This is a genomic window from Aquimarina sp. (assembly GCF_977115655.1).
In genome coordinates this window covers 23,428-44,446 of record NZ_CDSBKO010000049.1, presented here as the reverse complement: position 1 = coordinate 44,446, position 21,019 = coordinate 23,428, and the positions used below count along the sequence as shown (strand labels likewise).

Genomic DNA, 21,019 nt, shown 5'->3' with positions numbered 1-21,019 from the left:
TCACCAATACTTAATAACCGCATATAACAGTATTTTTAATTAAGAAATGGTATTAATAAATAATTAATCTAAATCCATTTTAAAATATGTTGAGTAACTCATGAAATTTATATTGCTCAAGTTAATACTATTCTAGAATGTTGACAATAAATGGTTTTAGCATAAAGCCGTATAGATTATGGCGTTAAAATGTATTTGATGGAGAAAGAGATATTGATTCATGTAAAAAATGATCCAGCCCTATTTTACAAAGTGCAGAAAAGCAGATACTTTTTTAGATAGAGATTGTTATTTAAAATAAAAACGATATTATTCAGTTATCTTTATCTTGTGAGTTTACAGTTTTCATGACATCTCATATTACATATAGTTCTCTAATAAATCAATACTTTTTTTATGGTTTATGTTATTTACAAGTTCTAAAGATGTAATGCCACTTTCCATTTCTATAATTGAAGGGTTAGCCCCGTTTACAAGCAATAATTCTGTTATTTCTAAATTATTATAGCGAATACTTTCTGATAGAGGAAGTGCCATAACTTCGGGATGTTGATAATTGGGATCTATACCCGATTTGAGATAAAATCTCACCAGCTCTACATCATTTTCCTGAACTTCTTTAAACATTGTTTTCCAATCTCCTCCTGACATTTTTAGTTTTGTTTTGAATGAAATATGTCTATAAGGTACTAATTATTAATGTTGTAGAAAGACTTACAATAAGATAATTAGCATTAGAATCATTTTACATAAATCATATTACTGTATAAAAGATAACAATGCATAATGCAGCTTGAAGTAATAATTGCTAATGTTGATAGTATTAGGAAGCCAGCAAAAATAAATTGCTAGCAATGCGTTTTTAAATTCGTTTTAAATTCCAAAAGTTTATTTTTCTTCTGGTTGTAAACCCTAATTTTTCATAAAGTCTGATTGCTCCAATATTCGATTCGGCAACGTGTAGATATGGTATTTTATTTTCATTAAATATTTGGTTGGCGGTGTGTGTTATTAATTGCTTTGCATAGCCTTTTCCTGTATGTTCTGGATGAGTTACAACTGCACTTATTTCTGTGAATGTATTCATTTTCATTCTTTCTCCTGTAACTGCAATTAATTCATCGTTTTTATATATTCCGAAATACTTCCCTAAATCCGATGTTTTATCATTGAAGTATCCGGGCTGAACCAAATTTACTAAATTAAACAAATCAGTTTTTTGATCTTTCGATTTTAATTCGATGATTTGCTCATTTGCTTCAATATTAATAAGCTTTTCAAGAATCATTTGATTGCAAACCAATTTTTTGTTTAAAGTTAGCAGATCACTATATGTAGGTTCTTCTCCAACGACATAAAAACTATCAATCAAGTTGGAATATTCATATATACCTTTTTCTAAATTGTTAGTTTTTAGAAAACCCCCAAAAGGACAATACTCAGGGACATAAAATTTAACTCCATTGTAGTCTATAGATAATTTTTTATGTGTTTCATTTAAAGAATTCCAAACAGGATTATCTAATTTGTTTTCCTCAGTCATTGCATTGTTTTTTGAGTTAAGTACTGAAATTCGTGTTACTGAAGCAACTCTCCTTTATTCAGAAACTCTATATGGTTTTAATTCTTCGAAGAAGATATCGTCATTAGGCACATCAAAATCTATAGTTGTTATCTTTAAGTTATTATCAGTATTAAACTTTACTGTCCCAAAACTAAACCAGGCATGTTTTTGATCCCATACAATCTCCCAAACATCATGATGCCAGTGTTTTAATGTAGCAGATAAATCCGGGGTATGTTCAAAATTCATACGTAACTGATCTTTTTCTAGCGAAATTTTGATTTCGCCGTAGATATCTGATTTATAATTTCCTGCTATCTGGGTTGGTGCAACAGAAGGTTTGGTGTTTAGTACTCTCTTTTCTTTTATTTTTGAGATACGAGTATCTTTTTTATTGTTGTTATTTGTTTTTTCTAAAAGTTTGGAAGACCAGTTAGTAACAGGTTTTGCATCCAAAAACTGGTCCAGCGCATAATATGTTGCTGCAGTAATTGGGCTTTTCATGCCATTGGTTAATACGACAACACCCAGATTTTCATCAGGGATCAAGGTTACTGCTGTAATCATCCCATCAAACCCACCTGTATGCGAGACTTTAAGTTTTCCTCGATAATCACTTAATCCCCATCCTAATCCATAACCACTAAAATGCTTGTTAAAATCATTTTTTGTAGTATGATCTACGGTATAATTGTTATGAGGTGTCCAAATTGTATTTCTGGTATTTTTGGTAAGCAAGGTATCTTTATCGATACGACCGTGGTTTAGATTAAAGATCATCCATTTAGAAACATCTTTTACACTAGAAATAAGCCCGCCCAAAGCTCCTATTTCTTCCCAATCTACCCAGTCGATTGGTATGTTGATGTCTTTTTCACGACCATGCGGGGTTGCATAATTCTTTTTTATATCGAGTTTTTTGTACGAGGTTATAGTTCTATCCATTCCCAGAGGATTTAGAATACGTTCTTGTACATTTTGCCCCCAACTTTTTCCGGTTACTTTTTTTATGATTTCTCCTGCGGTAATGTACATTACATTAGAGTATCCAAATCCAGATCTAAAATCATGGGTTTTAGGAAGGTGTTTAACTCTTTTTATAATTTCTTCTGATGTTAGATTTGCTTTATACCAGATCACATCTCCACTAAATGTACCTAGCCCTACACGATGACTTAATATATCTCTTATAGTAACTTCATTACTTACCCATGGATCGTATAGCGCAAAATATGGTAGATGTTTCTTTACCTTATCCTCCCAGTTTAGCTTTCCTTCCTGAACCAACATCCCAATAATGGTAGCGGTAAATGCTTTGGAATTAGATGCAATGGCATACAGTGTATTTTCATCAGGTTTTTCGTTTTTCCCTATTTCTTTTACTCCGTAACTACCACTAAAAACCAGTTGTCCATCTTTAACAATCCCAATAGAAACACCAGGGATATCCCAGTCTTTGGTCATTTTGGCATAGTATTCGTCTAACTTTTTGAGATCAACTGTAGTGCCTGTTTGGCTTACTATATTCGTTGTAGAAATCAGTAATACTGTAAATAACAGCAGTAATTTTTTCATATTATTAATTTTAGATAATGAACTTGTTTAAACTTTTTCAATTGGCTAAAAAATTGTCCTTTTTCACCCACTTTTTGCCTTTTTTTCGTTCCATAGCATTGCTATGTAACTCAAAAAAGTCTTTGATTGGGCAAAAAAATGTCTAATTTTCGCTTGAATCCCAAAAGTTTAAATGAGTTCAATGCTTTGTGTGTTTTGAAAGGTAAATATAATTTATTTTATGGGGATAAGAATGTTATATCCTTTCAGAATAATATTCAATGATAATTGAGGGTGTCTAAAAAGTCAATTCTTCTGTCCTCTCGAGCGGAGTCGAGAGATAATTACCCTTGATTATCCATGCATTTCGACTCCGCTCAATGTGACAGTTAGTTCTAAAATACACTTTTTAAACACCCTCTTGTTTGATTACTAATTATGATAAGGGTATACAGGCAGCTATTTTTTTAAAAGTTTTTTAAACTTTTTCGCATCTCCGTTAAATATATCATAATCCACTTTTTCTTTCATCCCTTCTAATTGTTTGCGATCTGTTCGTTGCCAGATCAGCCACCCTTTATTTTTCCATACTTCAGGAACTTTAGGAGACGTTTTTGTGTACTCTGCAACCCATAATTGGTATTTATTAAAGTCGGGATGGTCCAGATATTTATCCCCAAAAGATGGATCCGAATATATAATAGGTGTAACACCAAGTTCTTTTTCAACAATTTTTAGCCAGAGCAATGTATTTTTTTGATAGGTTTCTTTATCTACTTGGGTTTTTATACCTAATTCTTCCAGGTCTAATACAGGAGGCAGATCACCGGGTACTAATTTCCCTACTGCTTCGATAAAATTTCGCGCTTGTTTTTCGGGATCTTTACCGGTTTCATAAAAATGATATGCCCCCCTGTAGATGCATTCACTTTGTGCAGCTGCATGGTTTTTTTTAAAATTGGGATCTTTATAATGTGTGCTTTCTGATGCTTTGATAAAAACAAAATTAACACCATCTTCCTTGATATCTTCCCAGTTGATATCGTTTTGAAAATGAGAAATGTCCATTCCTAAAATAGAAGGTTCTTTTTCGAGTCTTTTATTTTCAGAATAACATGGATTGTTTTTGTCTGATCCACAAGAAAATAGTATTGTTAAAGTTATTAATAAAAGAAGGATAAATTTTTTCATTGGAAATTTTTGGTTAGGGTGTTACCGGTATTGGTCGTATAACTATTTATGGTTATTGGTTAGGTCTTGTGCAATTTTTTTCAGATTGTCTTCCTGGGTTTTTTCTATAGTACTTAACCCGGAAAAATGGAAGAATTTTTTGAGCAAAAAACTCATTATATAGAAGTACAGTAGGGGTAAGATTAAAAAAAGAACAATTAGATTGCTAATCATATTTATGATAAGTTTCATGATTTCTTTTTTACCTTCTTTTAATACTTCAAAAGCTTCAGAAAACCCTTCTTCTACATCTACGCCAATATCTTCGACTTTATCTACAACAGCATCTTCTACTTTTCTGAAAATACCAATGCCTTTATGACCTTGCTCTTTGGATTTTTCTAATTGTTTTTCTTTTCTTTCTTCTTGTTTTGTTTCTACTTTTTTTCTTTTTTCCTGATATTTATCTTTAATAGAAGAAAGGTGTTCGTGCAGGGAGGATCCCAGATCTAATTGCATGGTGTCCGACACATAGTGTATGCCATTTACATACAACGATAATCCCGGGTTGATTAGCAATGCGATGATTAGTAATTTTAAGGCGGTCTTATTATATTTTTTTAAAAATACTCCTATAAGAAAAACGAAGGGAAGTAATTTAAAAAACAAGGATTTTCCCATATTTACTAATATGGTTTGAACGGCAACAACAATATTAGCAAAGGTTAAATAACTAATTGCTCGTGTAAAGATATCTGAAAGCTCTGTTGCCACCCCTCCTACAAGAGGAATACCCGAACTATCGATACCGTAAACGATACTTTTTAGTTCCATCGCAACCCCCAGCCCCAGCATCATATTACTATTTATGTCTGACAAAAAATCTATTGCCGGCGTGACCAACAAATTACTAAATCCCAGAGAAGCAAGGATTAAAGTGAAAACAATAATCCAGATTTTATCTTTTTGAATTATATTGGATAACGTTTGGTTAATATCCATAGTAATACTACTTAAGTTGGTTTATACTTTTTGACTAACCTAAATATATTGTTTTTTTGTATAATTTCCCCGATACTTATCTCGAAAGAAGAATATATTTTCGGAACCATTATCATAAACACACTCTGGGGTTGATGATTTTTTCAAATCTAATTAACGTTGTTTATGGTACACCCGTATAATAATCGAAACTCGGGTTATAAGGCTTTTTTTATGAGGCGGTATTGAATATTGTAATGCAACCAAGTAATAATGCAGAGCGGTTTATTAGTGCCGCTATAAACAAAAGAGTTCAAAAGGGCATATTCAAAAACTAAATTGTCTGTCTTTGGATATTGAAAATTAGTATTAGTAAGATAACTTCGATACCCAGAGACAGACGAAAAAATATTTTTAATAGCACCTATCCGACTTTTACATCTTTAAAAATTGCCAGTCTGTCCAAGTTCCATTTTCTTTTCTTTTAAATTTTCCGTCTCGCTCCACAAAATTTAACTCATTATTAGTGTCAAATTCATATCTTCCTTCTCTCCACTCATATTCTGGCAAAGAAGTTCCTTGCTCTTTTAAATCAAAGTATATGTATATGGTTTTAGAAAGGATCTCATCATTGTTACCCAGTATTGCACTAGACTTAGCTAGTTTTTCGTTAAGGTATTCGTACTCTTTTGCATCCTTCTTGGTTTCATTGGTAGTTTTTACCCAGCTTTTTATCTTATCAAAATCGGTATATTGTATGTCGGTAACGGTATTTGTTTTTCTTCCTTTTCCAAAATTTAAAACCCTTTCGATCCTAAATTTATTCTCTTCTGGTTTTGATACGGTAATATTACGTTGTTTAGAGAACTCTTTGGATTTGTGTGGATACTCGCTCAAAGAGGCTTTAAATTTAGTAGGGGTACTCTCTAAGATAGTAGTTACTGTTTTTCCAAATTTTCCTTTTTTAAAGTATTTGGTTATTTCGCTCACTTTTCCGTTTTTATACACAAAATCAATCCATTGTATGTTTCCGTTAGAAAAAGGATTTTCGATTTTAGCTACATTACCTTCGGCATTTCTATAAAATGTGTAATCAAAGTTAGACAGGGATTCTGCACTTATTTTTTTTATAGCATCCCCTTCAAAAATTATATCTAATTTACTTCCTTCAGAATCTGCCCCGATAATTTTTCCTTCTTCCATTAGTAAGGATACTTTTTTGTATTTATCACCATCGCCTAAAGAATAGTATTTTTTTCCTGAGATCGTATTGTTTACTACAGTATATTCTCCTTCAAGCATAAAGCCAAAATCTCCAAATACAAGAAAAGCTGCTTCTATATCTTGTATTGCTCTTTTTGTAACAGGATTATCCTCGTAGCTTGAATCGCCTTCTGTACCAACTTGTGCTTTTTGTGAAAATACAGTGGTAGTGAATAAAAAAATAATAACAAAGTAAGGGGTAAGTAGTTTCATTGTATTCATATTAGTTTTAGTAGATAATAAAAAATTGAATTGTTTTGAATATTATCAAATGAGATTTCAAAATATTAAGTATAGTTTTTGGTATTTAATATATTAAAAAAAACTTTGTTTGCTTTTTTAGAAGAAAACCAAAATCAGGGTCAAATATAGTATATGGGTATCTTTTTGATCAAATATATTGGGTGATTTTTTCATCATATTAATGATGTTTGCGTTGGGTTTCTGTGGTAAAATGCTTATAGTAAATTAGTTGTGATTCTGTTTGTTGCTGATTATAGTAGTGAAGATTTATAAATATTGACTAATTTACATACAGTATTAAAACAAGCTAGCTTTCCTTATCTTTTATCGTAACTACATATTTTGATATTAAATACTTCAGCACTTCATGCCTGTATTGTGATATTCTTACTAAGTATGACCAGTATAGAATCTTAATTTTTTATAAAAAAATCATAAAGAATCATAAAAAAACACACAGTGTTAAAAAACGAAACTACAATAGTATATTCTTGTGTCATAAATAAATTATTAATTATAAAAACTAAGTACATTATGGCATTAGAAAATCTAATTAGCATTACATTTTCAGACGAAGAATTAAACAATCTTAATCAGTCTATTACTATGCTTAAAAAAGCATTGCATGGTAAAACGGTAAATCTTACTCCTGATCAGCGCGGGCAATATGGGCGAATTGCTAATCAAAACAAATTGATTGTAGACAAGGCAAAAAATTATATGGAGCAACATCCAGAGTGGATTCCTCGTTTTTTGGATAAAGAAGAGTTTGATCGCGATTTTACTGCCCGAAAACAAATAGAAACACAGGTGCAATTATTAGAAAACCTTTCGCAACAATTAATTGATACCAAAACTTTGTTGGATTATGATAACTATACAAATGCATTGAGTTTTTATCGTATGATGCGTTTTTTGGCAGGGGAGAATGAACCAGGAGCAAAAGCGGTATATCAGGACATGAAAGTGTTGTTTAAAAAAAATAGAGTGCAATCTATAGATGAAGGGGATACCGATTCTGAAGAATAGTACATCTAAGGTAAGAAAAAGGCTTTCTAAAAAGTGAATTTTTGTTATTCGCTTTGGTTTGTTCTCATAGAAAATCTAACTTTTATAGTATAGATACCCCATTAATCTTCGACAAACTCTGGTTAATAATTTAGTTTTGAATTTATTTTTTTAGATAGCCTCCTTTTTGACAGGGTAGTATTTACTAAAGTCTATCACTTCTTTTTTTGATATTAAAAAATTATATTCTTATTTGGTTTATTTCTGATAAGATAAACCTTTCAAATGATTCCAATAAGTTTCTAGCAGATATGGTGAAGGTTCTAGATACCTCTTTAGGTATTTCGAAGAGATAAAATTACCATTATAAGGGGTGTCGAGAGGGTTCGAAGCACCTACATAGGTGCTTCGAATTGATAAAATGACTCTTCGATCTGATAATTTATCAAACCGAAGCATAAAAATATCGAATGAAACAGATAAAATATCAACTCGAAACGATACTTTATCAAAAATAAACGCCAAGGTATCCTTTCGAAACGATAAACTATCTCCTCGAAGCTCCTCACGATCAATTAGAACCCTTGTTATATGGGGGGTACCCCTTATCGAAAGGGGGTGTTTGCTATTTTTAAAGGGTAAAGTTAAAGTTGCGTTAAATGGATATCATTAGGGATAGATTTTTTACATAAAAAATTACTGTTCTCCTTTCGTTAGACCGAATTGGTGTGATTTTATTGCGTCAAATTCAGGTTTGTAAATGCCATATTGCTAATGATGTTTTACCGGAATTTATTTTTAAAATTTCTATATTGCTTATTTAACCAGAACTACTAAAAATGGATAATATATCAACGATTATTTTAGCTATATCTCTTATTATAATAATGCTTGGTATGGGTTTATCTCTTGTTATAGATGATTTTAAACGAATATTTATTTATCCAAAAGCAATACTAATAGGATTAATAAATCAAATATTGATTTTACCAGTACTAGGATTTGCCATAGCGTCTGTATTTTCGATTGGACCAGAGATTGCTATAGGGATTATGATTTTGGCAGCATGTCCTGGCGGGCCTACTTCTAATTTAATATCTCATTTGGCAAAAGGAGATATTGCATTATCTGTTACTCTTACTGCATTAAGTAGTTTTGTTACCATTTTAACGATTCCGTTTATTATAAATTTTGCACTTCTTCATTTTTTAGAAAAAGAACAAACCATTAGATTAGATGTTGTTTCTACTATTATTCAAATATTAGTCATTACGGTTATTCCCGTAAGCATAGGTATGTTGGTAAGAAGATATAATCAAAATTTTGCTTTAAAGATGGCAAAACCGGTTAAAGTAGCTTCGGGAGTCGTTATTGTACTTGTTATTTTAGGGATTACTCTTAAGGAAAAAGATAATTTTGCATCCTATTTTCGGCAAGCAGGGCTAGTAGCTTTATGCTTAAATGTAGCTACGATGCTTATAGGATATTATTCTGCCAAATTATTTAAAATCAATACAAAAAGGGCTATTTCTATAGCAATAGAATCAGGTATTCAAAATGGAACCCTGGCTATAACCATAGCCGTTATTTTACTTAAAAATACTTCGTTTGCAGTTGCTCCGGCAGTATACAGCTTATTAATGTTTTTTACAGGAGGTATAGCCGTCTATTTTGGTATAAAAAGAAGCAAAGCTTCATAAATATATTCATCATACTTTGAATCCCTTATGGAGAGCCTGACCCCTCGGGGCTTTTTTCAAAATCAAAATATATTTTTAAGAATCTTACCTCATTATCTTACTCTGGGGTTGTGATTTTACCATTAAAAACAAAATGAACTGTTTTTTACTCTGGAGCAGAAATGGGAAAGGGTATTTTATTACGGTAAATTCATAATGTAAATCGTATAACTTCAAAAGTTTTTTTCATTTAAAATAGATATCTCTAAAGACATGCAGCCAATTTTTGTCAATCATTTTTCTGATAAAAATCAATCTTTGGGTTGATAAAATCAAGAATCTTTTTGACAATAAGAAAGTATCTTTGAAAGCTTTTGACCACAAAGCTATGACGAGTATTTTTAACGTAGAAATTCGATTTTTTACTAGAAAGATTAATGTTATTTTATGTTGATTTAGCCCTTATAGCCAAATTAAAAAATAAGGAAGTTTCTTTTGCAAAAATATTCTTGTACTGTTTTTATGATATGAATTTATTATAAAAAAAACAATTATTTGGATCTAAAAAAATATTCTTTAAACCTAATGTTTATAGTGTGTTTTGGTAAATAACATTTGATTTTTTATAAAAAAAAATAAAAACAACTAGGAGGTGATTCCATTTTATACGTCTTATATATTGTAAACTATATTTCTTGCTTATAGAACAAAATTAGAACTGCACCGCTTATCAAATTTCTTAAAATAAAAGACTACCATCTTTTATCAGATTATAATTTATTCTGATATAGAGTGATTTTTTGAAAAAAATGTAAACACAAAATCTTAATTAAACACAAACTCAACTTATGAAATCGAAGAAAAACTTATTATTTCTCGTCATTCTCATGTTTATGTCTATCATGCATATTGGATGGGCTCAAGAAGAACAATGTGGGGCAGAGCCTCCACAAAACTACAATAGCTTTATGCTTAACCGGCTTAAATCGATCGTTAATATTGGTAATCGTGCATTGTCTGCCCCTGTATCCTTACCGGTACAGCATCATGTATCCCGTAATTCAAACGGAAGTTCTCCATCTGTAAACAGTACAGAGATTCAAAATGTAATGGACGAACTAAACGCTACCTATGCGTCGATGAATATTTCATTTTACGAGTATTCTCCTGTTAAATATATAGATAACAGTAGTTGGAACTCTTCTTTTAATAAAGATTTGGACAACCAACTAGCTTCGTATGAAGTACCCCAGGCTATTAATATTTTTTATTTTTCTGGTGTACAAGGATCTGGTGGTTCGATATGTGGGTATGCAAAATTTCCGGGAACGGGTAATCGAGTAGTATTAAAAGTATCTTGTTCTCAAAATGGATCTACTGCATCACACGAACTAGGGCATTATTTTTCTGTTTTGCACACACATTCTACTACCAACGGAAGAGAACTTGTAAAAAGAACCAATTGTAATAATACTGGTGATTTTTTTTGTGATACCCCTGCAGATCCTAATATAAGCGGAAAAGTAAATAGTAGCTGTAATTATACCGGATCCTCGACAGACACTAGCGGAGATCGGTATACCCCAGATACACGTAACATAATGTCGTATACGCGCAAGTCTTGCCGTACCGGTGGTTTTAGTAACGAACAACAAAATGCAATTGTGGTATCTTTAGAATCAGACAGAGCATACCTTTTGGCAAACGATAAAGAAGCACCAAGTAATCCCACAGGGCTTATTGCTTCAAATACAACTACAAACAGTACAAACTTATCCTGGGCACCATCTACAGATAATATTGGTGTTACAGAATATGAAATATTTCAAGGAACTACCAAGATAAAAATATCAACTACCACTAGTGTTGTGGTTGATGGATTGTCCCCCGATACAGGATATAGTTTTACTATAAAAGCCAAAGATGCAGCAGGTAATATATCCGGAAGCAGTAATGTAGTAAATGTAACTACTCCGGGAATTATTTTGGACACAGAGGCACCTTCTTCCCCTACAGGATTAGTTGCATCTGCTATAACAGAAACCAGTGTTCATTTATCCTGGACAGCATCTACAGATAATACAGGGGTTACAGAATATTTGGTATTGCAAAATGGAATTAGTACCGGAGTATCTGCTACAACTAATTTTGAGGTAGCAGGTATTGCTCCTGATACCGTATATAGTTTTACCATAAAAGCCAAAGATGCTGCCGGTAATATATCCGAAAACAGTAATGCTGTAGAGATTACAACAGTTGCTGTTATTGAATATGTTTTGACAACAAATAGTGTTGGAAACGGAACTGTAAGTGGTGCAGGAACATATCCTAACGGAACAACAGTAGCATTAACAGCTACCCCGGGTACAGGATATTCTTTTATTGGATGGGGTGGAGATTTGAATGGAAATGCTAATCCGGCTTCTGTAGTTGTTCGTGCCAATACTTCGATTACCGCTACTTTTGCCGAAATAACAGAGCAGGTATTAACAGAAAACACCTCTGGTGGTGATAAAATAGAAGTTAATAAAGGGCAAAGTGGAGCCCAGTCTTTTCGCTATGATAATTCAAATTATAGTATAAGCAAAGTAACAGTATTCCTGTCCAGAGATTCAGAAGAACCTGCCTCAGGATTACAGTTTACTATAGGTACCGGGGTTAATTCTGGAGCAATTACAGGAAGTGATGTAATTATTCCACCTTCTCAAATTAAAAATACTTCTGAAGGAAGTAATTTTACTGCTTACGAAATTACTTTTGCTTCTCCTGTAGGTCCTTTGGATGCCGGGGTTACATATTATTTGAATTTTGAAAACAATAGTGCCAACGGTAAGAAATATTATTTAGAATATACAGGAGGCAATGCATATCCAAACGGAACGTATTATAAATCCGGATCCAATGATGGTAAAGATGCAAAGTTTCAGGTTTTTGGAAAAGAAATAAATAGTAACGCAGATACTCAACCACCTACCACTCCTTCTAAGTTAGAAGCAATAAAAGTAGAAAACACAAGTGTTACTTTGGCTTGGGAAGCCTCAGTAGATGACAGGAGCGCAGTTAATTATGAGGTTTTTAAAGAAGGATCGTTTATAGGGAATTCTTCTTCTACAAATTTTAGTATAGATGGATTATCTCCAAATACCACTTATAGTTTTACTATAAGAGCCAAAGATATAGCAGGTAATATGTCTGGAGAAAGTAACCAGGTACAAGTAACTACCCTTGGAGCTGCTATAGTAGAACAAGTATTGATAGAAAACACTTCTGGCGGAAACAAAATAGAAGTTACAGGAGGTTTAGACGGGGCTCAATCTTTTAAATATGGCACCAGTAATTATTTAATAAATAAAGTGAAGTTATATTTATCCAGAGATTCTGAAGCACCTTCGGCTGATTTACAATTTAATATTGGGACAGCTATAAATTCCGGGGCAATTGCAGGAAGTGATATTGTTATTACCTCTTCTCAAATAACAAATACTTCTGAAGGGAGTAATTTTACTGCCTACGAGATTGCTTTTGCTTCTCCTGTAGGTCCTTTGGACGCCGGGGTTACATACTATTTGAATTTTGAAAGCAATAGTGCCAACGGTAAGAAATATTATTTAGAATATACAGGAGGCAATACATATCCAAACGGAACGTATTATAAATCCGGATCCAATGATGGTAAAGACATCAGGTTTCAAGTATTTGGTACAGATATTAACACTCCGGATATTAAAGCACCCTCTATCCCTTCAGGTGTAGTTGCTTCTGCTATAACACATAATAGTGCAACTTTATCCTGGACAGCATCTACAGATAATGTGGGAGTAACAGGGTACGAGATATTTCAAGGAACTAACCGTATAGGAAGTTCTGCAACTACCTCTTTTGATATAACAGGTCTTACCGAGCTTACATCTTATAGCTTTACTGTTAGGGCCAAAGATGCAGCAGGTAATATTTCTGCGAGCAGTAATGTGGTTAATATAACAACAATACCCTCGCCGGATATACAACCACCATCTGCACCATCTTCATTGATTGCATCAAATACAACTACTAGTAGTACCGTCCTTTCCTGGACAGCATCTACAGATAACGTTGGTGTTACAGGGTACGAAGTATTTCAGGGAGCTACCAGTATAGGTAAAACAGCTACTACCGGTTTTAATGTTACAGGGTTATCCCCCGATACCGGATACAGCTTTACGGTAAAAGCAAAAGATGCAGCAGGCAATGTTTCTGCAAACAGCAATGTAGTTAATATTACTACATTAGCGCCTGTCCCGGATACACAAGCACCAACAATCCCCACGAATTTAATTACCTCTAACATAACTCAAACTACGGTAGATTTATCCTGGACAGCTTCTACAGATAACGTAGGAGTGACTGGATATGAGGTATTTCGTGATGCCACCAGTATCGGCACATCTGCTACTACCAGTTTTAATGTAACAGGGCTTACTGCCGAAACCAACTATAGCTTTACGGTAAAAGCAAAAGATGCAGCAGGTAATGTATCTGCAAACAGTACCGCTGTTACTATTACTACATTAGGCATTCCTGCTTGTACAGGTATCAATGGTTACCCGTATAGCGAAAGTTTTGAAACTAACTTAGGGGTTTGGACTAATGCTACTGGTGATGATATCGAATGGACAAGAGACTCCGGGGGAACACCTTCTACTGGTACAGGGCCTTCTACAGGACAAGATGGATCGTTTTATTTATATACCGAAGCTTCTACCAATGTAACTCCCGCAGGAAGCCCCAACAAAACAGCATTATTAAACAGTCCATGTATTGATCTTAGCAGTGTGCCCAATGGATCATTAGAGTTTGGATACCACATGCAGGGTACTGCCATGGGATCTTTGCAAGTATTGGTAAGCACCGATAACGGAGCAAGCTATACCTCTTTATGGTCACAAAACGGAAGTCAGGGAAATACCTGGAACCAGGCTAGTGTTGCACTTACTGCTTATGCCGGATCTGTAATCCAACTGCAATTTAAAGCTACTACAGGGTCAGGATGGAGCAGTGATATAGCTATCGACAATATAAAAATTATTTCTGTTGTTCCGGATACACAAGCACCTACAGTACCAACAAACCTAACAGCTTCTAATATCACAAATACTACTGCAGATCTTAGCTGGAATGCTTCTGCAGATAATGTAGGAGTGACTGAATATGAGATATTTCGTGGTACTACCAGTATCGGTACCTCTGTAACAACAAGTTTTACGGTAACAGGTCTTACTGCCGGAACAAGCTATAGTTTTACTGTAAAAGCCAAAGATGCGGCAGGCAATGTATCTGCAAATAGTACTGGTGTTAATGTAACTACCACCAATGTGGTACAATATACATTAACAACCAATACTACAGGTCAAGGTAGTGTTAGCGGTGGTGGTGTATATAACTCGGGGGCATCGGTTTCTGTTGTAGCAAAACCAGCATCTGGCTGGGAATTTGCAGGATGGACAGGAGATTTATCAGGCAACTCAAATCCGGCATCTGTTACCATGAGCTCTGATAAAACAGTAACGGCCAGATTTACCGAAACCCTTGTAATTAGTACTTCTACAGAAAAATACCGTTTAACATGGAGAGGAAACACCTCGACTACTATGGTAATAGGATGGAACCAAGTAAGGGGGACCAATCCTGTTGTACATTATGGCAGTATCGATTTTGGAAGCAATTATGCCTCTTATCCTTTAAGTAAAACGGTGGATAGAACGGTTTCTAGTAAAGGAATGAACAATCAATATGCACGATTAACAGGTTTGCAGCCAGATACTGCATATTATTTTGTAATAAAAGATAGTGAAGGGGTTTCTAAGAGATTTTGGTTTAAGACAGCTCCCAATGACCCTAATACCAGATTGTCTATTATAGCAGGAGGAGATTCCAGAAACAATCGTGTTCCCAGACAAAATGCAAATAGATTGGTGGCTAAAATACGACCCCATGCAGTATTGTTTGGAGGAGATATGACTAGTTCTTCTACAAGCTCTCAGTGGCAAAATTGGTTTGAGGACTGGCAATTAACCATTGGTGCCGATGGCAGAATTATTCCTGTAGTAGCAGCACGAGGTAATCACGAAAGTGCTAATGACATTCGAGATCTTTTTGATATTCCTACCGATGCAGGAGGAGAGTTTTATGCATTGAGTTTTGGAGGTAACCTGATTAGAACATATACCTTAAATACAGAGGTTACCCCGGCAGGTACACAAGGTAGCTGGCTTACAAATGATTTGGCAGCTAATTCTGCAAATCATACTTGGGCAGTAGCACAATACCACAGAGCAACCAGACCGCATGAACCAGGAAAAGCAGAGCAAAACGATCAATATGATGCATGGTCAAAACCATTTTATACCCACGCAGTACAATTGGTAATGGAAAGTGATTCGCACGTGGTAAAACGTACATGGCCAATCATTCCATCAACAGGAGCAGGAAGCGATCAGGGTTTTGTTAGAGCAGATAACGATCCTAACAGAGCAGTGTATGTAGGAGAAGGATGCTGGGGAGCCCCGTTAAGAAATGCCTCAGATACCAAAAGCTGGACAAGAGCAGCAGGATCTTTTAATCAGTTTAAGTGGTTATGGATAGATAAAACCAAAATCGAACTTAGAACTATCAAAGTAGATAATGCGGGCAGTGTTGGACAAGTAAATGATAACAACATGTTTGTATTGCCAATTAATATAGATGTCTGGAATCCGGCAGGAGGTAGTGTAGTAATAATAAATAACCCTCATTCGGCAACAACTACACAAAGAGCTACAGATATAGAGGATAGCAGTGCAAAAACAAAACTAAGTATCTATCCAAACCCAATAGAGTCCGGGGTATTACATATTAAATATCCAAACTATACAGAGGCACACAGATCAGAAGCTGTAATAAGAGATATGTTTGGGCGTGTTATTGATAAAGTCTTTTTTACTTCTAAAACAGTGACTTATGCTATAGATAAACTAAATGCAGGAGTTTATTTTGTAGTGATCAAAACAAGAAAAGGAGAAGTAAGCAAAAAATTTATTAAAAAATAGAAATATTTTTTTTAGTCCCCCCCTTTTTGGTTTTTCTGACTGCCCGAAAGAAATTTCGGGCAGTTAATCAATAACCTTGGGCAAGCTTGGGGATGCTTCCGAAAAGGTATTTTGTTTTTAAGTCAGGCCTTGTGGGAATTATACCCTAAATGAGGGATTAAAACAAATACCAGTATGGTAAATATTAAAACGGTACCAGTACTTGTAATTTTTAATTAATACTATATAAAGAAATCTGTTATTCCAAATTTTTTTCCCAGTATTCGTTTGCCTCAAAAGCATGAATACTGCATCCCTTTTTGTTGTAAAAACCACCTTGGGTATAATAGGTGAATTTTATACTCTGCAGGAATGTATTTTGGAATATAAATCAAATTAGTGAACATTTTTATAAATTTTAATAAACACAAATTCAACACATTATGAAACCAACTTTTTTTAAGTATTTAGTTGCTTCGGTTTTAATTTACGGGATAACCTCTTGTGAAAATGAGAGCACTGATATTCAAGATCAGGAAATTAATCAGGAGATGAATAAAAAAGGAGAAACATTTTTAGGAAATTCTTTTTACGGACGCTCGTCCGGATCAGATTGTCATTTTGAGTACGAAGGTTTATCAGGACCAGATTTTTGGGCAGATCTTTGCGGGGAGGACTGGAAAGATTGTGGCGGAAATTCACAATCCCCGATTAATATAAAGACCAGGGATGTAGGCGAGGATAACAATATTAATAACATTAATACTAATTATACAACCAGTACTACAAAGATTTTAAATAATGGGCATACCATTCAGTTTAATTATACACCAGGTAGTTCAGCTTCTTTAAACAACATTAATTATGATCTTTTACAATTTCATTTTCATACAGGTAGTGAGCATACAATAAATGGATACAGATACCCTATGGAGGTGCATTTGGTACATAAAGATCCAATTACAGGGTTGTTAGCGGTAATTGGCGTTTTCTTTACAGAAGGAGCAGAAAATCAGGTTTTAGCCCGGTTTATGAATGATCTTCCTGCACATGAAGGAAATCATTATATAAGCAATAATCAGTATCATATCAAAGACATATTACCTGATAATATGGATTTTTATACCTATAGTGGTTCTTTAACAACCCCTGCTTGTTCAGAGATTGTTACATGGTATGTGATCAAAAAACCAATTCAAGCATCAAGAAAGCAGTTAGAGAGATTTAAAGCTATTATGCATGAAAACTTCAGACCTGTTCAAAAATTAAACAATAGAGAAGTCAGTACCAATAAGAAGTAGATTTTAATGATTTTACTATCTGCTGCAAGTTTAATCCCCCAAGGTTATTGATTAAAACGAGAGCTGCCAAATGTGGCGGCTCTTCGTTGTTTTCTAATAAAATTTTGATACTTGAAAAACAAAACCTGTTTCAAAGTTAAAACGATATTAAACGGTATGATAATAAAAAAACAGTAAAACAGTATGATTAATTCAGATTCCCCCCATAAAAGGTATTTTTTTGACAACTCTAACGTTTTTGAAAAAATACCTGATAGTATTTATTCATTGTTAGAAGAAAACAAAATCCCGGTCAAGTTAAAAAAAGGGCAGGTGCTGTTTTACGAAGGTACGATTCCAAACGGGGTATATATATTAAAAAAAGGAAGAATAAAAAAGTACTCTAAAGGTATAAATGATAAAGAATATATTTTCCATCTGTTAAAAGAAAACGACATTTTTGGTCATCATGATATTTTGTGCAATGAGGTGTACTCTCACTCTGTGGCATGTTTAACAGATTGCTTGTTTTATTTGATCCCCAAAAATGTCTTTTTTTCTATTATAAAAAACAATCCTTTTATACTGGATAGTTTACTACAAAATATAAGCAGGGAGTTTGGGGTGTTTATAAATAATTCCAGAGTTTTGGCACAGCATAATGTTAGAGAAAGAACCGCTTTGTCGTTAATAAAACTAAACTATTTTTTTGACGATAACAACGAAATTATGTTATCCAGAAAAGATCACAGTAATATTATTGGCACATCAATAGAGTCATTAATAAGAGTGTTACATGATTTTAAAGAAGAAGGAATTGTAGAGGTAAGAGAAAGTAAGATCATCATTAAAAATGTAGAAAAATTGATTAAGATTTTTAATGTGGCATGAACAGGTATTTAATCAATTGAATAGTTGATATAAATCAATTTTTTGTTTGATAAATACACCAATTTGAATTGAATTTATCCAATACTTTTGTTACGTTAAAAACACAAATTCAAATTATTATGAAAACACAAATTTTTAAAGGCTTATTTATTTCAGCTTTAATTTTAGGTTTAGTTTCTTGTGAAAACGAGAAGATGGATGTTAAAGAACAAGAAATTAATCTGGAGATGACTCAAGAAATGACCAATAATGGCGAAACGGATTTAGGGAACGCTTTTTATGGAAAATCATCCAAATCAGATTGCCATTTTGAATACGAAGGTACTTCAGGACCAGAGTTTTGGGCAGATCTTTGCGGAGAAGAATGGAAAGATTGCGCAGGTAATTCACAATCTCCTATAGATATTCAAACAGGAAGAGTACAAAAGGACGGAGATATTAATAATATCAATACTAATTACACAAATACTACCATCAAGATTTTAAACAATGGGCATACTCTTCAATTTGATTATACACCGGGTAGTTATGCTAATTTGAATAATATTGATTATGATCTTTTGCAATTTCACTTTCATACAGGTAGTGAGCATACTATAAATGGATACAGATATCCAATGGAGGTGCATTTGGTACATAAAAATAGAAAAACAGGATTGTTGGCCGTAGTTGGTGTTTTCTTTAAAGAAGGAAGAAAGGATAATAGGTTCTTAAACCAATTTATAAACGAATTGCCAGAACATAAAGGACAATATTATATAAGCAACAAGGAGTACCATATTAAAGATGTATTGCCGGAAGAAATGGATTTTTATACCTATAGCGGATCTTTGACAACACCTGGTTGCTCAGAAATCGTAACGTGGTATGTTGTTAAGCAACCAGTTTATGCTTCTGCTGCTCAACTAGAAAGATTTAAAAAAATTATGCATGAAAACTTTAGACCAACCCAAAAATTAAATGACAGGGTTGTACGTTCTAAAAACGATTAATAAGCAATAAGGATAAGTTTTTCAATATTGCTTTATTTTTAAAGAATAAAGAGGTTGTCTGTGTAAAAGGCAACCTCTTTTGTTTTTATAGTGCATTCGAAATCATAATTTCTTTAACATTTAGACACTTTTATTCTTAAAAAAACGTTTACATTTTATACCATTTGTAGTTTGAGTTTACTGGAAAATGAAAAAAGAACATTTTATTACGGTAAATTCAAATTGTAAATGGTATTAATCCCCCGTTAAGGAGCTAATTCCCCAAGGATTGTCTCAAAAACAAAATAGACTTTTGGAGGCATACCCCGTGAGATTGTCCTAAGATTATTGATTTAGATGAAATTGAATTTTAAAAAAACAGTGTAATTCATTTACCATAACAAACAACGGTTTTGGTTGATTTGATTACTATTAACACCTTTTTAATAAATATAACCTCAATTATGGTCAATATCTTTTTTCCTCATAAGCGGTATTCATTTATTAATGAATCGTTCTTGCATTGTCTTCCGGATGATATAGTAAAAAGGATTGATGAAAACAAAACTGTTCTGAAACTTACAAAAAATCAGGCATTGTTTCATGAAGGATCTATACCAACCGGAGTATACATACTTAAAAAAGGAAAAGTCAAAAAATATACAACAGGGCTGAATGGAAAAGAGCATACTTTTCATTTGGTAAAAGAAAACGAAATCTTAGGACACCACAATGTACTATGTAACGAGGCATATTCTCACTCTGCATCTTGTTTAACAGATTGTGTTTTTTATTTGATTCCTAAAAAAATATTTCTTTTGATTATAGAAAATAACCAAAACATGTTTAATCATTTATTAAAAAACATGAGCCGTGAGTTTGGTGTATTTATAAATAATTCCAGAGTTCTTGCACAACATAGCGTTAGAGAAAGAACAGCACTGTCTATAATAAAATTAGAAGAGTTTTTTGATGATGAAGGCAAAATAAAACTATCCAGAAAAGACCATAGTAGTATTGTAGGAACCTCTATAGAATCCCTGGTTAGGGTTTTGTATGATTTTAAAGAAGAAGGAATTATAGATATCAAAGAAAATATTATAATTGTTAATGATATTGAAGAACTGATTAACATCACTAATTTAATATAACTTATCTTTTTTGCTTCCTAAGATGAGTATACAGGATTCATGTTAATAAGAATCACTTTAAGTTTTTTTGTATAGTAGACTTGTAGATTCCTTAAAAACCTCCCATCCCTTAACAACATTATTTTTTTTACTTCAGACAGGTTTCCTTTTTCGTTTCAGAAACATTCTTAACCTTAATTTTACAATTAATCAAGCCTATATTAAATATTTCTTAAACCATA

The 21,019-nt window shown here is 33.3% G+C and carries 13 protein-coding genes; 7 read left to right on the top strand and 6 right to left on the bottom strand.

Going from position 1 to position 21,019, the window contains the following annotated elements:
* Positions 1-360: 360 nt before the first annotated feature.
* From ACZIYX_RS17900 to ACZIYX_RS17875, 6 genes are all read right to left on the bottom strand, one after another.
* The gene (locus ACZIYX_RS17900) at positions 361-651 is read right to left on the bottom strand and encodes a hypothetical protein (RefSeq protein WP_462683627.1); all 291 of its coding nucleotides are present in this window, start codon (positions 649-651) and stop codon (positions 361-363) included.
* A 211-nt stretch (positions 652-862) separates the two neighbouring features.
* Entirely contained in the window at positions 863-1,543 is a 681-nt protein-coding gene (locus ACZIYX_RS17895; RefSeq protein ID WP_462683626.1) for a GNAT family N-acetyltransferase, read from the bottom strand.
* Between the two features lie 54 nt (positions 1,544-1,597).
* Positions 1,598-3,139 (bottom strand): serine hydrolase, encoded by a 1,542-nt coding sequence (locus tag ACZIYX_RS17890; protein WP_462683625.1) that lies wholly within the window; start codon positions 3,137-3,139, stop codon positions 1,598-1,600.
* A gap of 438 nt (positions 3,140-3,577) precedes the next feature.
* Positions 3,578-4,309 carry a GH25 family lysozyme gene (locus ACZIYX_RS17885; protein WP_462683624.1) on the bottom strand — a complete coding sequence of 244 codons (732 nt, stop codon included), beginning with the start codon at positions 4,307-4,309 and terminating at the stop codon, positions 3,578-3,580.
* 42 nt (positions 4,310-4,351) lie between these two features.
* On the bottom strand, positions 4,352-5,290 hold the full coding sequence (locus tag ACZIYX_RS17880) for a hypothetical protein (protein ID WP_462683623.1): 939 nt from the start codon (positions 5,288-5,290) through the stop codon (positions 4,352-4,354).
* Between the two features lie 414 nt (positions 5,291-5,704).
* Positions 5,705-6,745 (bottom strand): hypothetical protein, encoded by a 1,041-nt coding sequence (locus tag ACZIYX_RS17875; protein WP_462683622.1) that lies wholly within the window; start codon positions 6,743-6,745, stop codon positions 5,705-5,707.
* Between the two features lie 564 nt (positions 6,746-7,309).
* Between ACZIYX_RS17875 and ACZIYX_RS17870 the strand changes: the two genes are divergently transcribed.
* From ACZIYX_RS17870 to ACZIYX_RS17840, 7 genes are all read left to right on the top strand, one after another.
* Positions 7,310-7,804, top strand: a complete 495-nt coding sequence (locus ACZIYX_RS17870) for a hypothetical protein (protein WP_462683621.1) — start codon at positions 7,310-7,312, stop codon at positions 7,802-7,804.
* An 818-nt stretch (positions 7,805-8,622) separates the two neighbouring features.
* Positions 8,623-9,483, top strand: a complete 861-nt coding sequence (locus tag ACZIYX_RS17865; protein WP_462683620.1) for a bile acid:sodium symporter family protein — start codon at positions 8,623-8,625, stop codon at positions 9,481-9,483.
* An 827-nt stretch (positions 9,484-10,310) separates the two neighbouring features.
* Complete coding sequence (locus ACZIYX_RS17860; RefSeq protein WP_462683619.1) at positions 10,311-16,526, top strand: fibronectin type III domain-containing protein; 6,216 nt, start codon at positions 10,311-10,313, stop codon at positions 16,524-16,526.
* 422 nt (positions 16,527-16,948) lie between these two features.
* Positions 16,949-17,806 (top strand): carbonic anhydrase, encoded by an 858-nt coding sequence (locus ACZIYX_RS17855; protein ID WP_462683618.1) that lies wholly within the window; start codon positions 16,949-16,951, stop codon positions 17,804-17,806.
* Between the two features lie 183 nt (positions 17,807-17,989).
* Complete coding sequence (locus ACZIYX_RS17850; RefSeq protein WP_462683617.1) at positions 17,990-18,676, top strand: Crp/Fnr family transcriptional regulator; 687 nt, start codon at positions 17,990-17,992, stop codon at positions 18,674-18,676.
* Positions 18,677-18,795: 119 nt separating this feature from the next.
* Positions 18,796-19,668 carry a carbonic anhydrase gene (locus ACZIYX_RS17845; RefSeq protein WP_462683616.1) on the top strand — a complete coding sequence of 291 codons (873 nt, stop codon included), beginning with the start codon at positions 18,796-18,798 and terminating at the stop codon, positions 19,666-19,668.
* Between the two features lie 443 nt (positions 19,669-20,111).
* A complete protein-coding gene (locus tag ACZIYX_RS17840; RefSeq protein WP_462683615.1) occupies positions 20,112-20,798 on the top strand; it encodes a Crp/Fnr family transcriptional regulator in 687 nt (228 codons plus the stop codon).
* Positions 20,799-21,019 lie beyond the last annotated feature (221 nt).

What these genes read in the sequence shown, in the direction of transcription:
- ACZIYX_RS17890 (WP_462683625.1), bottom strand. Translation starts at nt 3,139, where the DNA reads ATGAAAAAATTACTGCTGTTATTTACAGTATTACTGATTTCTACAACG.
- ACZIYX_RS17850 (WP_462683617.1), top strand. Translation starts at nt 17,990, where the DNA reads ATGATTAATTCAGATTCCCCCCATAAAAGGTATTTTTTTGACAACTCT.
- ACZIYX_RS17865 (WP_462683620.1), top strand. Translation starts at nt 8,623, where the DNA reads ATGGATAATATATCAACGATTATTTTAGCTATATCTCTTATTATAATA.
- ACZIYX_RS17885 (WP_462683624.1), bottom strand. Translation starts at nt 4,309, where the DNA reads ATGAAAAAATTTATCCTTCTTTTATTAATAACTTTAACAATACTATTT.
- ACZIYX_RS17895 (WP_462683626.1), bottom strand. Translation starts at nt 1,543, where the DNA reads ATGACTGAGGAAAACAAATTAGATAATCCTGTTTGGAATTCTTTAAAT.
- ACZIYX_RS17870 (WP_462683621.1), top strand. Translation starts at nt 7,310, where the DNA reads ATGGCATTAGAAAATCTAATTAGCATTACATTTTCAGACGAAGAATTA.
- ACZIYX_RS17875 (WP_462683622.1), bottom strand. Translation starts at nt 6,745, where the DNA reads ATGAAACTACTTACCCCTTACTTTGTTATTATTTTTTTATTCACTACC.
- ACZIYX_RS17860 (WP_462683619.1), top strand. Translation starts at nt 10,311, where the DNA reads ATGAAATCGAAGAAAAACTTATTATTTCTCGTCATTCTCATGTTTATG.
- ACZIYX_RS17900 (WP_462683627.1), bottom strand. Translation starts at nt 651, where the DNA reads ATGTCAGGAGGAGATTGGAAAACAATGTTTAAAGAAGTTCAGGAAAAT.
- ACZIYX_RS17845 (WP_462683616.1), top strand. Translation starts at nt 18,796, where the DNA reads ATGAAAACACAAATTTTTAAAGGCTTATTTATTTCAGCTTTAATTTTA.
- ACZIYX_RS17855 (WP_462683618.1), top strand. Translation starts at nt 16,949, where the DNA reads ATGAAACCAACTTTTTTTAAGTATTTAGTTGCTTCGGTTTTAATTTAC.
- ACZIYX_RS17880 (WP_462683623.1), bottom strand. Translation starts at nt 5,290, where the DNA reads ATGGATATTAACCAAACGTTATCCAATATAATTCAAAAAGATAAAATC.
- ACZIYX_RS17840 (WP_462683615.1), top strand. Translation starts at nt 20,112, where the DNA reads ATGGTCAATATCTTTTTTCCTCATAAGCGGTATTCATTTATTAATGAA.